The sequence below is a fragment of the Lonepinella sp. MS14434 genome (assembly GCF_042468235.1).
Lineage (GTDB): Bacteria > Pseudomonadota > Gammaproteobacteria > Enterobacterales > Pasteurellaceae > Lonepinella.
In genome coordinates, this window is the sequence record NZ_CP170386.1 from 416963 (window position 1) to 430056 (window position 13094).

Annotated in this window: 12 protein-coding genes and 1 tRNA gene; 2 read left to right on the forward strand and 11 right to left on the reverse strand. The window is 37.8% G+C overall.

Annotation, left to right across the window (positions count from 1 at the left end; genetic code table 11):
- Positions 1 to 135: 135 nt before the first annotated feature.
- From O1Q79_RS02105 to O1Q79_RS02140, 8 genes are all read right to left on the reverse strand, one after another.
- A complete protein-coding gene (locus tag O1Q79_RS02105; protein WP_386692736.1) occupies positions 136 to 1344 on the reverse strand; it encodes a tyrosine-type recombinase/integrase in 1209 nt (402 codons plus the stop codon).
- A gap of 204 nt (positions 1345 to 1548) precedes the next feature.
- A tRNA-Leu gene (locus O1Q79_RS02110) sits at positions 1549 to 1633 on the reverse strand.
- A 20-nt stretch (positions 1634 to 1653) separates the two neighbouring features.
- Positions 1654 to 2004 (reverse strand): preprotein translocase subunit SecG, encoded by a 351-nt coding sequence (secG, locus tag O1Q79_RS02115; RefSeq protein ID WP_132300953.1) that lies wholly within the window; start codon positions 2002 to 2004, stop codon positions 1654 to 1656.
- 101 nt (positions 2005 to 2105) lie between these two features.
- The gene (locus O1Q79_RS02120) at positions 2106 to 4037 is read right to left on the reverse strand and encodes a DNA topoisomerase III (protein ID WP_132300955.1); all 1932 of its coding nucleotides are present in this window, start codon (positions 4035 to 4037) and stop codon (positions 2106 to 2108) included.
- 8 nt (positions 4038 to 4045) lie between these two features.
- Positions 4046 to 4330: a YciI family protein gene (locus O1Q79_RS02125; RefSeq protein ID WP_386692737.1), complete on the reverse strand. Its 285-nt coding sequence runs from the start codon at positions 4328 to 4330 to the stop codon at positions 4046 to 4048.
- A 17-nt stretch (positions 4331 to 4347) separates the two neighbouring features.
- Positions 4348 to 4806, reverse strand: a complete 459-nt coding sequence (gene yciA / locus O1Q79_RS02130; RefSeq protein WP_132300959.1) for an acyl-CoA thioester hydrolase YciA — start codon at positions 4804 to 4806, stop codon at positions 4348 to 4350.
- Positions 4807 to 4809: 3 nt separating this feature from the next.
- Positions 4810 to 5346 (reverse strand): septation protein A, encoded by a 537-nt coding sequence (locus O1Q79_RS02135; protein ID WP_132300961.1) that lies wholly within the window; start codon positions 5344 to 5346, stop codon positions 4810 to 4812.
- A 1-nt stretch (position 5347) separates the two neighbouring features.
- Positions 5348 to 6112, reverse strand: a complete 765-nt coding sequence (locus tag O1Q79_RS02140) for a hypothetical protein (protein WP_386692738.1) — start codon at positions 6110 to 6112, stop codon at positions 5348 to 5350.
- 293 nt (positions 6113 to 6405) lie between these two features.
- Between O1Q79_RS02140 and O1Q79_RS02145 the strand changes: the two genes are divergently transcribed.
- Positions 6406 to 7035 carry an OmpW family outer membrane protein gene (locus O1Q79_RS02145; RefSeq protein ID WP_386692739.1) on the forward strand — a complete coding sequence of 210 codons (630 nt, stop codon included), beginning with the start codon at positions 6406 to 6408 and terminating at the stop codon, positions 7033 to 7035.
- 195 nt (positions 7036 to 7230) lie between these two features.
- Here the strand turns inward: O1Q79_RS02145 and recN are convergent, their stop codons facing one another.
- On the reverse strand, positions 7231 to 8907 hold the full coding sequence (gene recN, locus O1Q79_RS02150) for a DNA repair protein RecN (RefSeq protein WP_386692740.1): 1677 nt from the start codon (positions 8905 to 8907) through the stop codon (positions 7231 to 7233).
- Positions 8908 to 8981: 74 nt separating this feature from the next.
- On the reverse strand, positions 8982 to 9893 hold the full coding sequence (locus O1Q79_RS02155) for an NAD(+) kinase (RefSeq protein WP_386692741.1): 912 nt from the start codon (positions 9891 to 9893) through the stop codon (positions 8982 to 8984).
- A gap of 139 nt (positions 9894 to 10032) precedes the next feature.
- Here O1Q79_RS02155 and grpE point away from each other — a divergent pair, with 139 nt between their 5' ends.
- Positions 10033 to 10635 carry a nucleotide exchange factor GrpE gene (gene grpE, locus O1Q79_RS02160; RefSeq protein WP_386692742.1) on the forward strand — a complete coding sequence of 201 codons (603 nt, stop codon included), beginning with the start codon at positions 10033 to 10035 and terminating at the stop codon, positions 10633 to 10635.
- A gap of 209 nt (positions 10636 to 10844) precedes the next feature.
- On the opposite strand, the gene rlmKL is transcribed toward grpE, so the two are convergent.
- Positions 10845 to 13016 carry a bifunctional 23S rRNA (guanine(2069)-N(7))-methyltransferase RlmK/23S rRNA (guanine(2445)-N(2))-methyltransferase RlmL gene (rlmKL, locus tag O1Q79_RS02165; protein WP_386692743.1) on the reverse strand — a complete coding sequence of 724 codons (2172 nt, stop codon included), beginning with the start codon at positions 13014 to 13016 and terminating at the stop codon, positions 10845 to 10847.
- Positions 13017 to 13094 lie beyond the last annotated feature (78 nt).

A 13094-nucleotide genomic window follows, 5' to 3' on the forward strand; every position in this document is an offset into this window, starting at 1 on the left:
ATGAAAAAAAGGTGAACACTTAAAACAGGTGTTCACACTATAACATATTGATTTTAAATTAAAATTAGATTTTGGTGAATAGTGAACACCTTATAGCAAAACAAAAAACACACAGCACAAAACACAACGCACATTTTATATTTTTGGAGTGCATTTTTCTATGTATTCACTCCATAATTGCATCACGGGTTTTCTTTGTTCTAAATAATTTGAACGATTGTACGCACGTCTTACCCTATCTTTAATCCCATGAGATAAACAAGCCTCAATGACATCAGGCGAGATAAACGGCTCATATTCGTTTAAGTAGGTGCTAGCAATAGAGCGCAAGCCGTGGCCGTCTAATTTGTTTTTGTAACCTAAATCAATCAGAGCTTTATTCACCGTTTGGCTGTTCATTGGCTTATGTGGATTTCTGGCACTTTGAAAAACATATTGCTTGTTACCGTTGAATTGTTGCATTACGTTTAAAATTTCTATTGCTTGAGTTGATAGCGGGACAATATGCTCATTACGTCTTTTCATTCTTTTAGCCGGAATAGTCCATAATTTTTGATTAAAATCAATTTCAGACCATTCAGCATTACTTGCCTCAGATGGGCGAACCATTGTTAAAAGTTGGAATTTAATCAAGCACCGAGTAAATAGCGTCAGTTTTGAGTTATGGATTTTAAAAAGTAGGGTTGGCAGTTCCTCTGGTCTAATTGTGGGATGGCTTTCACTTTGACCGAAATTAAAAACTTCATTCACATTTAAGCAAGGATTAAATGGCAACAAGCCACTATTGACGGCATACGTCAAAATCTCATTAATCAAGCGTATGACACGTTTTAATGTGTCGCCTTTGTTCTGTTGGTTTAATGGTTCAAGGGATTTAATGACGAGATTTGGCAAAATGTCTGCAACGGGCATATTAGCCAAAAAAGGAAACACATAAATTTCTAATCGCCGCCAATTTTTTTGCAAGGTCAATGGCTCAATTTCTTTTGCTTTTTTCTCTTTCCACTTATTGGCAACTGATAAAAAACTGTTCTCCATTTGGGCTGTTATATCCGCTTTCTGTTGATTACGGTGTATTTGTGGGTCAATACCTTGAGCAAGTAAAGTGCGATATTCCTCACGAAAAAAACGAGCTTGAGCAAGTGATACTGACGGATATTCGCCAAGTGATAACGTATTTCGTTTTTTGCTGATCGGACGGTGATAATCAAAGAGCCATGATTTATTGCCATTCTTCCGAACTTGCAACATTAAACCGTTACCATCACGCAATAAATAATCCTTATTTTTAACCTTAGATCGTTCAACTTGAGTATTTGTTAAAGGGGTTACAAGCCTTGCCATATCTAGTCCTCCGAGATTTTAGCAGTATGGATTTTTAGCAGTATGGCGTATTGTTGAAGTTATACTGCTATTTCTACTGCTAAAATATACGATATATTACGATTAATTACGAGCGGTTACGATAAGCAAAAACACATTAAAGTCTGATTTTACTAGAAAAAACAAAGCCTTCCGAGTGGTTACGAAAGGCTACGTTAAGAGACTTGGTGCGCTGAGCGGGACTTGAACCCGCACGCCGTGAAGCACTACCCCCTCAAGATAGCGTGTCTACCAATTCCACCACCAGCGCGCATTTAATAGGGTTTTATTTTAGTTTTGTGGAATATCTGCGTTTTTATTTTCTTCTAATGCCGGAGTAACTGCTTTTTGTTGTTCCAACTGTTGAGCAGCTTGGGATAAATCATCAAATTTACCCTCTTTTACTTTATCATGGTGAGCATTCAAATTACCAAGAATAATACTTGATGCAAAGAAAATAATGGCTAAAACAGCCGTTGAACGAGATAAAAAGTTACTTGAACCAGCAGAACCGAATACTGTACCTGATGCACCACCACCAAATGACGCTCCCGCGTCGGCACCTTTCCCTTGTTGAATAAGGATAAGTCCGATCATAATGATGGACACAATAAGGTAAATAAATAATAATGCGTTATACATTGTAATATCTTCTCTGCGATAAATTTATTTTCTAAAAAACATGCGGATATTACCGAATATTTAGTGTTTAATCAAGGGGTTTTTATTTAGTCGCTGAAAATCTAATCGGAAATTACCGCACTTTGATCTTTTGTTCTGCGTTTATTAAACTTAGGTTTTGCTGTTGTATTGTTGGCAACCTTATTTATCTGACGTAACGCCGAAAAATTAACATAATGCACTAAATCAGGTAGCATTTGTGTGAGTTGCCACATAAAATGTTGATAACTAACTTCTTTTTTACTTATACTGGTTAATTGTGATTCCCATTGCGCAGTCATATCTGGTTGTGTTGCGATGTCTGGTAGGGCTTGAATTAAAATTCTGCCGGTTTCTGTACTATGAATATTTTTGCCTTTTTTCACTAAGAAACCGCGTTTAAACAATAATTCAATAATGCCTGCTCTTGTAGCTTCAGTGCCTAGACCATCTGTTTCACGTAGAATTTTTTTTAATTCCTTATTTTGCACAAAACGAGCAATACCTGTCATAGCAGAAAGCAAAGTTGCGTCAGTGAAAGGCTTAGGGGGTTGAGTTTTTTTGCTGACAATTTCGCCGTGATGACAAAATAGCAGTTGTCCTTTTTTGACCACGGGCAAAGGCGGGGCTAATTGTTCATCATCATCTTCTTTTCCGATTAATTCTTTCCAACCGGCAATCTGTAAGTTACGAGCTTGGGCGATAAATGTACCTCCGACAATAGTTAAGGTAATTTTACTTTTACGATATTCCGCATCAGGGCAAAATTGCATGAAATATTGACGAGCAATAAGCTGATAAATTTGCTGTTCTCTGCGATTCAAGCTAACAGGGTGATTTTTTGCAGTCGGAATAATCGCATGGTGGGCTTCTACTTTTTTATCATTCCAACAACGATTTTTTTGCGCCAAGTTAACCGCACTAGGCAAGGTTTGATAATCTGCACAATGGGTAGAAATAGCTTGTATGACTTTATGGCGTTCAGCAAAATGCTCATTAGGTAAGTAACGGCAATCGGAGCGTGGATAAGTAATAATTTTGTGCTTTTCATATAAATCTTGACAAGTATCAAGTACTTCTTGGGCCGACATAGCAAAGCGTTTTGCCGCATCAATTTGCAATGCCGAAAGGGAATAAGGGAGAGGAGCCGTTTCTTTTTCTCGCTTATCTTCGTAGGCTGCGACTTCAGCTGGTTGTTGATGAATCCGTTTGACCACATTTTCTGCTAGCCCTTTTGAAAGTACTCGACCGTCATCGTCTTGATAATCTTCGCAAGCCTTACTCGGCTGCCAAAGTGCGGTGAAAAAAGGCTCGGTTTTTTCATCATTCGCAATATAAGCTAATACTTCAAAAAAATCTTTGGGTTGAAAATGTTCAATTTCTAAATCACGACGAACAATTAAGCCTAACACGGGCGTTTGTACTCGCCCGACTGAAAGTACACCATTATAACCTGCTTGTCGCCCACGAATGGTATAAGCACGGGTCATATTAATGCCATACAGCCAATCAGCTCTGGCTCTTGCTAATGCAGATGTGGCGAGCGGAATAAAATGGGTGTTAGGTTGTAATTTATTTACGGCTTTTTCCACCGCACTTGGGTTCAGATCGCTGATTAAACAACGTTGAATTTGAGAATATTTGTCAGCAGGAAGATTCGCATAATTAAACACTTCATCTACTAATAATTGCCCTTCGCGATCGGGGTCACCGGCGTTAATCAGAATATCGGCTTGATGAATGAGTTTTTCGACAGTTTTTAGTTGTTTAGCTACTGCTTTACGTGGAATTAATTGCCATTTTTCAGGTACGATAGGTAAATGTTCCAAACGCCATTGTTTAAAATTTGGGTTGTAAGCGTCAGGTTCTGCTTGCTCAAGTAAGTGACCGACACACCAAGTGACACAATCATTTTCACCACAGCGAATAAACCCCTCACCACGTTGATGTGGCTTGGGTAATATATCCGCTATGGCACGCGCAAGGCTTGGTTTCTCTGCGACAAATAAACGCATTTAATGAATTAAAATACTTTTTTAAATGGCTTAACAATGACATCACTATAAACACCAGCATCCACATAGGGATCTTCACTCGCCCATTGTTGGGCTTGTTCAAACGAAGCAAATTGTGCAATAACAGTTGAACCGGTGACACCCGTTCCATCAACGGTTGGATTTGGACCAGCGGTGAATAGACGATTTTCATTTTTAAGTTGTTCTAAACGCGCTAAATGTTGTGCACGAACAGATAAACGGGTTTCTAACATATTCGGATTATCTTGAGCAAAAATAACATAATATTCCATATAAAACTCCTTGGTTATTAGGATTGTTTGATTAGAGCAAGAGCTTGATCTAATTCGGGATTATCTTCTTTTGGTATTGCCGTTGGTTTGCCGTTTTTATCAATGGCAACATAGGTGAATAATGCTTCGGTGACACAATAGCGATCACGTAAACCTTGATACACTTTTTTGATCCAGACTTCTACTTTGACTTGCAATGACGTGCGTCCCACGTTGACTAATTTTCCATAACAACAAACCACATCACCCACTGCGATAGGACGTAAAAAGCTCATTTTATCGACGCAAACCGTTACTACCGGACTTTTGGCAATTTCTTTGGCTAAAATAGCACCTCCAATATCCATTTGCGACATAATCCAACCGCCGAAAATATCACCATTCGCATTGGTATCTGAAGGCATAGCCAGGGTTCTTAATAATAAGGATCCTTGTGATTGTCTATTTTCTTCTTGTTCAGTTATGCTACAGCTCATTTATCACTCCTTGTCTTTTGGTAAATAACGGTATATATAAAGACCTGTGCCGATAGTGGCTACAAATGTCATGGCTAAAATACCGAAAGATTTAAATTCTACCCACACTTCTTCGGAAAAGGCTTGGCTAATATAAATATTAACCAACATGCAAAGGATAAAAAAGATGGCCCAAGCTAAGTTAAGATTATTCCAGACTGCATGGGGTAATGTTATTTCTTTGCCTAATAATTTTTGGATAAGGGGTATTTTAAAGCCAAATTGTCCTACTAACAAGATAATGGCAAATAGTGCATAAACAATGGTGACTTTCCATTGTAAATATTTTATTTCATTAAAATAAGCGGTAAGCAAACCAAATACCACGACAGCACATCCCATTACAATTTGTTGTTTTTCAATTTTGCCATATTTCCATTTTAAAATAACCATTTGTAAAATGGTAGCAATGACCAATGTGATGGCAGCTTCTCGTACACCGGCTAATTTATAGACAGCGAAGAATAAAATAAGAGGAATAAATTCTAAAAGTTGTTTCATATTATGCCTGCTGATTGAATACTGTATAAAAACGATAGGTAAACACAATGGAAAAAACATTAATCAAGGATATGATCACCAAAGCCACTATAGTCAGGAGTAAATTTTGAGCCAGTACAGCAAGTTGAAAACCGACAAGCGGAAAAAATAAATAGCTAATGGTACAATAGAAAAAGAGTGCCGAAGTCCGTCCTTTGGCTGAAATTAAACTATTTTGCAGCGCACTTTTTACGGATTCGTTGGTCAGTAAATAGCGAACCGGTGATAAGCAAAGGCGAATTAAAATAAAAATCCCCGATATCATTAAAAAAAGGCTGATAAAGGAAAGTGACGATTGACTTAACGCACCAGCAATCGTACCGATCACACCAATAAAAAACGGCAGAAAGCACAATATATTGAGTAAAATAATACCGAGTAAACGGTTAAACGTCATTACTGCAGTTTGAGCAAACCCTTGAGATTGACATTGACTAATTTGATGTACCGTCATGGTTCCCCAATACACAATAAATAACGTGGCTAAACCTTTTGCTAAGGTGAACCATAAAAAAGTCAAATCACTACTCTGTTGCAATAACACATCCATTTGTTGTTGCTCGTTAAGAGGCTCCATATTTTCTAGTACGGGAAAGATGGCTTGTTGTAGCAGTCCAAAACCAGCGGAAACTAACACAAAAATTATCACAAATGCAAAAGCAAATTTTCGTTCATTTTGCAAAAAATGCCAGCTGTCCTTAAATAGCTGGGTAAAATTAATCGGCATTGTTTTTCCTTTTAATAGATTAGTAATCTTGAACGTAATTATACCGATTTTAGATATAAAAGCATAAAAAAGTTAGAAATTGATTTACATCAAGATAGCTTGTTAGATTAAAAAATTAACAAATAGATAATAAACAATAAAAAATTTTTAACAATCTTTCAGTTTTATGATCTGGATCACAGTTTTTCCAGTTCAAAAAGAGTATATTTCTCTCGTGGTAAAACACGTATTTTTTTTATGGGTATAGTATATATGGGGGATAAAATCCCTAATAAATAATCAAGGAGATCAATATGAAAAAATCAGCATTAGCAATTGGTTTAGCCACTGCATTATTAAGCGGTGTGGTGATGGCTCATCAAGCTGGCGATATTTTAATTCGTGCTGGTGGTGTAGCGGTATCACCAACTAACGTGAAAAATACAGCAAATGATCAAAATGCTGCATTAAATTTAGATGTTAATACTAATGCACAATTAGGTTTAACAGCGACTTATTTAATTACTGATAATATCGGTGTTGAATTACTTGCTGCGACACCATTTAGTCATAAAATTACATTAGGTAATACATTAGTGGGTAAAACTAAACATTTACCACCTAGCTTGTTCCTTCAATACTATTTTGGTAGCAAAGAATCTGTTGCACGCCCTTATGTGGGGGCTGGCGTGAACTATACTACTTTCTTTGATGAACAAGAAAAATTAGCCGGCGTTACCGATCTTAAATTAAAAGATTCATGGGGTGTAGCGGTAAATGCCGGTGTGGATATTAACGTCACCGATAATTTCTTTGTCAATGCATCTATTGATTATGCAAAAATTAAAACTAAAGCGACATTCAAATTAGGTGGAGTTGAACATTCTCAAGATGTAAGACTAGATCCAATCGTTTACTTCTTGGGTGTTGGTTATCGTTTTTAATTAACTGATTTAATCACTAACCTCGTACATTCGTACGAGGTTTTTTTATACCCTGCACTCGCGTACAGGGCTAGGTAAATCACGATGCTCCGCATCTTAAACTATATTGAAAGTTACGGAGTAACGAAACTATGTTAATCCCGTACGCCAGTGCAGGGTATGTTAGCAAGCTATTTACCCTAGTTTATGCAACCCTTAACTCGCCAAATCCAACATTTCCTGTGCATTTGCTAACGCCGTATCGGTAATTTTGCGACCACCGAGTAATTTTGCTAAGGCTTTTACCCGTTGTTGAGCAGAAAGTGCGGTCATTTTGGTTTCGGTTTTTTCATCTACGGTAAATTTCTCGACTACAAAATGATGATTGCCATAACTTGCGACTTGCGCTAAGTGAGTTACACATAATACTTGACATTGGCTGCCTAATCGACGTAACAGTTTACCTACTACACTAGCTGTGGCACCACTAATTCCCACATCAATTTCATCAAAAATCAGGGTTGGAATAGCACTTTTATCAGACGTTAATACCTGAATTGCCAAGGCTATACGAGATAGTTCTCCACCAGATGCGGTTTTTGCCAAAGATTGTGCAGATTGCCCTAAGTTACTTTGTAAATCAAATTGCACATTATCCGCTCCGTTGGCACTGACTTTACTGTAATCTGTATTTAATCTAATAAAGAATTGGGCATTTTCCATGGCTAATTGTTTAATGGATTGAGTTACTTGTTCGGCTAATTTTGCTGCTCCAGTTTCACGGCTATGATGTAATGCCATTGCGCTAGCTTGCATTTGAGTAAAGGCCTGCTTTTCTTGTTTAATTAATTCATCTTCACTTTCAGAATAATCGATCAGTTGTTCAAGTTCCATTTTCAAACTGCGGTGAAATTCTACTAAGTTTTCCGGCGAAATATAATGTTTCTTGGCTAAATGAATGGCTTGACTCATGCGTTGTTCAATTTCTTCTAATAAATAAGGATCTTGCTCAATGTCGGAAGCAAGGTGTTGTACTTCACTGCTCGCTTCTTGTACTTGAATTAATGCGTCTTGCAGCATCGTTTGAATTTCCGTATAGCGCGGATCGAGTTCTGCCAATTCATCAACATATTGGGTGGCTCGATAAAGCAGGCTATCGGCACTCACCGTATCATTTTCGCTTAAAATACCTAGCAAAGACTGTGCGAGTGAAGTGAGTTGTTCGCTATTAGAAAGCCGTTTATGATCTTCTTCAAGTTGAATAAATTCATCTTCTTGCAGATTAAATTCATCTAATTCATCTACTTGATATTGTAGTAATTGTTTTCTCGCTTCATTTTCAGCACATTTTTGTTTAAATTCTTCTACTTGTCGTTGCAACGATTTCCATTGTTGGTAATCCGTTTTCATTTGAGCCAGTAATGCGGCGTGTGAACAAAAGGTATCTAAGGTTTGTAATTGGAAGTCAGGTTTTAATAATAATTGTGAGGCATGTTGTCCATTAATATGAATCAAATATGCCCCCAATTCTTTTAATTGTGCCACAGAAACTGGCGTACTGTTAATAAAGGCTTTAGAACGTCCATCTTGATTGATGATACGGCGTAAAATACAGCTTTCGGGATTATCTTGGTCTTCTAATTCCTGCTGTTTTAGCCAAACGGAAGCTGGACTTTGTAGTTCAATATGAAAGGTTGCACACACATCAGCACGTTCTTGTCCCGCCCGTAACATGGAAAGCTCGGTACGTTGCCCTAGACAAATGCCTAATGCATCAATCGCAATGGATTTACCCGCACCCGTTTCGCCAGTAATCACTGACATACCTTGAGCAATCTCAATATCTAAATGACGAACAATGGCAAAATTATTAATGGTGAGTTGTGTAAGCATAAAAAACCCTCTTTACTGTATGGAATGCAGTATAATTCATAATAAATATACAGTAAAGGATTTTTTTACAGTTTTTAGAAGAGTTTTTTAAGCCAGCCTAATTTTGAGCTTAACACATTGTAATAGTTATAATTACGCAAGTGTAGTAAACGTAGTTTATAAGGGCTTTTTTGTACTGTAACAATATCATCACTGGTTAGGTTTAAAGCTAATTGGCTATCACAACTCACTTCTAACTGTGGTGTATTATAATCCGCAAAACGGAGCGAAATTTTACTATCACCATCAATAACTAAGGGGCGCGATGATAGGGTATGTGGATACATAGATACTAGCGTGATAGCATTTAAATTTGGTGTCAGAATCGGTCCACCAGCAGAAAGTGAGTAGGCGGTTGAACCGGTTGGGGTGGCAATAATTAAGCCGTCTGATCGTTGTGAAAAAGCAAATTTATCATCAATATACACATGAAAATCAATCATATGAGCAATTTTAGCAGGATGAATAACCGCTTCATTAATGGCATTTCCATTGTTTATTACCACACCATTATGCTCAATATTAACATCTAATAAAAAGCGTTCTTCCACAAAAAATTCACCGTTCAAACAGGCTTGTAATTGCGCATAGGCATTTTTCGGATCAATATCGGTTAAAAAGCCTAAATTGCCACGGTTGATGCCAATTAATAAAATATCATACTTGGATAATATTCGGGCACGTCCGAGCATATTGCCATCCCCACCAATGACAATAGCCAGTTGGGCTTGTTTACCGATTTGTTCGAGGGATGCAATCTGTTCCGTTGGAAGTGCTAATGCTTGCCCTACTTCACTTTCCACTAATACGCTATAACCTTTCTCTTGTAGCCATGAATAAATATTTTTATGCATTTGCAGTGTCATATCATTACGTGGACGACCAACTAATGCAATGGTTTTAAAGGTTTTATGCAGCGGATTAATATTATTATTGATAAATTCCATTATAGTGACGACTTGAATTTTAAAAAAACGCCTTTATATTACATTGAAAATGACTTGGAGCAAAGATTAACATTTGATGATTCCTTTGTTACAATGCACAATCGTTCATATTTTATAATATTTTTTAATGGAGTACGTGATGACAGAACAAGAAAAACAGCCAACAGAAGAAATTTTAGCAGAAACCGTGCAAGAACAAACAGAATCTGTTGAGGCGACCGTGGAAGCAGAGAATGATGCTCCAAATGAAGAAACGGATGTGTTAGAAGAAGCTATTTTACGTGTACAAGAATTAGAACAGCAACTGGTTGATGCGGCACAAAAAGAGCAAGAAAGTTTGTTACGAGCTAGAGCAGAAATGGAAAATATCCGCCGTCGTGCGGAACAGGATGTGGAAAAAGCCCATAAATTTGCCTTAGAAAAATTCTCAAAAGAAATTTTAAACACTATTGATAACCTTGAACGTGCATTAACCACACCAGCGAATAAAGAAGATGAATGTGTTAAAGGCTTATTTGACGGTGTAGAACTCACGTTAAAAGATTTATTAGCCACGGTAGCTCGTTTTGGTATTGAACCAGTGGGTGAAGTGGGCGAAACCTTTAATCCAGAATTGCATCAAGCCATTTCTATGCAACCGACAGAAGGATTCGAAACCAATCAAATTACTGTAGTGTTACAAAAAGGATATTTATTGAATAGTCGGGTGATTCGTCCTGCTATGGTTATGGTAGCAGCGTAGTCTTTACTTTTCGATCGTATTTCGCCGATGGCGACCATACTTTTCTTTGCTCGTGCAAAGAAAAGTAGGCAAAAGAAAACACGCCCCGACTTCACCGCTTTTCTTCGCTTATTTGGTATTTTCTTAACGCTAAATTTTGAACTCGCTTCGCTCAGACATGCAAAATTTAGCTAAAAATACCAAAACGCTCAGGCGGTTCAGACGGGGGATTACACGACACTCAATACCCAACAATTATGAATCTGTTTATTGCGTTCAAAATCCAGCGGTAAGGTTTTGTTTGAAATTTCCACCGCACTTAGTCCTAGTTCCGCTAAACTCTCAACATCCATTTTAAAACCACGTTTATTATTAGAAAATACGATGGTGCCATTTGGGCGTAAAATCCGTTTAAGATTTCCCATTAATTTAATATGATCACGTTGTACGTCCCAACTGTCTTCCATGCGTTTTGAATTGGAAAATGTGGGCGGATCGACAAAAATCAGATCAAATTGGCGATCGCATTTTTCCAACCATTGCAAACAATCCGCTTGAATTAAATGGTGCTGTTTACCGTCCAAATCATTTAAAATTAAGTTCTGTTCTGCCCAATTTAAATAAGTATTTGACATATCTACGGTGGTGGTGGACTTGGCACCGCCTAATGCCGCATGAATAGTTGCAGAGCCTGTATAAGCAAATAAATTTAAGAAATCTTTGCCTTTTGTCATTTCGCCTAGCATTTTACGCGTTAAACGGTGATCCAAAAATAATCCTGTATCCAAATAATCGGTCAGATTAACCCACAATTTTGCACCGTATTCTTCTACATAAAAATACTCGCCTTTGTTGGCTAATTTCTCATATTGATTTTTGCCTTTTTGTTTTTGGCGAACTTTTAGAATCAATTTATTGGTTTCAATACCTGTGACTGCAAGGGTTGCCGTTACTGCATCAAGTAAACGTTGGCGAGATTTATTTTCATCAATATTTTTTGGTGGAGCGTATTCTTGCACCACAATGTGATCCGCATAACGATCTACGGCGAGATTATAATCGGGTAAATCTGCATCATATAAGCGATAGGCTTGTAATCCCTGTTGATTCGCCCATTTTTCAATTTTTTTGATATTTTTTTGTAAGCGATTGGCAAAATCTACTGCGACATTAAGGTTAATCGAAAATTCAAGATTTTGCACCGCACTTTTCAGCATATTTTGTTCGGCATTTTGTTCTGGTTCAGTTAAACTGCGGTCAGAAATTTGATAATTTTTTTGCACACAATCTAATGGACCATTTTTTGCCTTAAATTGACGATGTGAACGTAAGCGTAAACAATCTAACAACCCTTGTTCTGAACTAAAAATAGAGGCATTCCAACCGCCAAATTGTTGTTTTAAGCGTTGTCCGAACACGGAATACAAGGCGATTAATGCAGGTGTAGTACCTAAACGCTCCCCATACGGCGGATTACAAATCAGAGTACCTTTTTCGTCATTTTCTAGGGGATTTTTCAAAGCTGATATATCCGCTTGTTTAAACCGAATTAAATGAGCCACCCCTGCATTTTGAGCGTTGCGTAGAGCCTTCTGGATCACCCTATGATCTAAATCAAAGCCATAAAAATACGGTTGGGGATTTTTGTTAAATTCTATTTCAGCTAATTCAACGGCTTCTGCTTTCACTTTTTCCCATACTGATTGATTATGCCCTTTCCAGAAATCAAACCCCCAGTGCATACGGTGTAACTGTGGTGCAATTTTTGCTTCCATTTGAGCCGCTTCGATTAACAAGGTGCCTGAGCCACACATTGGATCCACCAAGGGTGTTCCCACTTTCCAGCCTGAACGTAATACGATGGCAGCGGCTAAAGTTTCACGTAATGGAGCCACACCTGTTTCTTCTCGATAGCCACGTAAATGTAAGGCATCTCCGCTTAAATCGAGCGAGAGAATAAAATTCTCACGATTTAAATAGGCATGAATCCGAATATCAGGGTTGTCTTTATCCACATCAGGACGACTCCGACCTTGTCGCTCAAAATAATCCACAATACCGTCTTTAACTCGCATTGCACCGAATTGTGTGTGGCGAATTTCTTGGTTTGTGCCGTTAAAATCCACTAAAAATCGGGATCTTTCATCAAAATGCGATAGCCAGTCTTGCGATAATACGGTGGAATAGAGATCTAAATCACTGTAAATTTTACTTTGTACTAATGGTAATAATACTCGAGAGGCTAGACGTGACCATAACAACACTTTGTATTGGGTTTCATCGCCCGCCATAAAATGCACACCACCTTGTGCCACTTGACATTCAGTTGCACCAAGATCGGTAAGTTCGACTTTTAGTAATTCTTCAAAACCACGTCCTGTGGTAGCAAAAAGTTGTTTCATGGATATTCTCTAAACAGATTGGGAATGGTGAGATTATAGCATTAAACAAAAAAGTGCGGTTGTTTTCACCGCACTTTT

Excerpts from the sequence above, each read along its gene's own strand:
- O1Q79_RS02105 (WP_386692736.1), bottom strand. The coding sequence starts at position 1,344 with ATGGCAAGGCTTGTAACCCCTTTAACAAATACTCAAGTTGAACGATCT.
- secG (WP_132300953.1), bottom strand. The coding sequence starts at position 2,004 with ATGTATAACGCATTATTATTTATTTACCTTATTGTGTCCATCATTATG.
- O1Q79_RS02120 (WP_132300955.1), bottom strand. The coding sequence starts at position 4,037 with ATGCGTTTATTTGTCGCAGAGAAACCAAGCCTTGCGCGTGCCATAGCG.
- O1Q79_RS02125 (WP_386692737.1), bottom strand. The coding sequence starts at position 4,330 with ATGGAATATTATGTTATTTTTGCTCAAGATAATCCGAATATGTTAGAA.
- yciA (WP_132300959.1), bottom strand. The coding sequence starts at position 4,806 with ATGAGCTGTAGCATAACTGAACAAGAAGAAAATAGACAATCACAAGGA.
- O1Q79_RS02135 (WP_132300961.1), bottom strand. The coding sequence starts at position 5,346 with ATGAAACAACTTTTAGAATTTATTCCTCTTATTTTATTCTTCGCTGTC.
- O1Q79_RS02140 (WP_386692738.1), bottom strand. The coding sequence starts at position 6,112 with ATGCCGATTAATTTTACCCAGCTATTTAAGGACAGCTGGCATTTTTTG.
- O1Q79_RS02145 (WP_386692739.1), top strand. The coding sequence starts at position 6,406 with ATGAAAAAATCAGCATTAGCAATTGGTTTAGCCACTGCATTATTAAGC.
- recN (WP_386692740.1), bottom strand. The coding sequence starts at position 8,907 with ATGCTTACACAACTCACCATTAATAATTTTGCCATTGTTCGTCATTTA.
- O1Q79_RS02155 (WP_386692741.1), bottom strand. The coding sequence starts at position 9,893 with ATGGAATTTATCAATAATAATATTAATCCGCTGCATAAAACCTTTAAA.
- grpE (WP_386692742.1), top strand. The coding sequence starts at position 10,033 with ATGACAGAACAAGAAAAACAGCCAACAGAAGAAATTTTAGCAGAAACC.
- rlmKL (WP_386692743.1), bottom strand. The coding sequence starts at position 13,016 with ATGAAACAACTTTTTGCTACCACAGGACGTGGTTTTGAAGAATTACTA.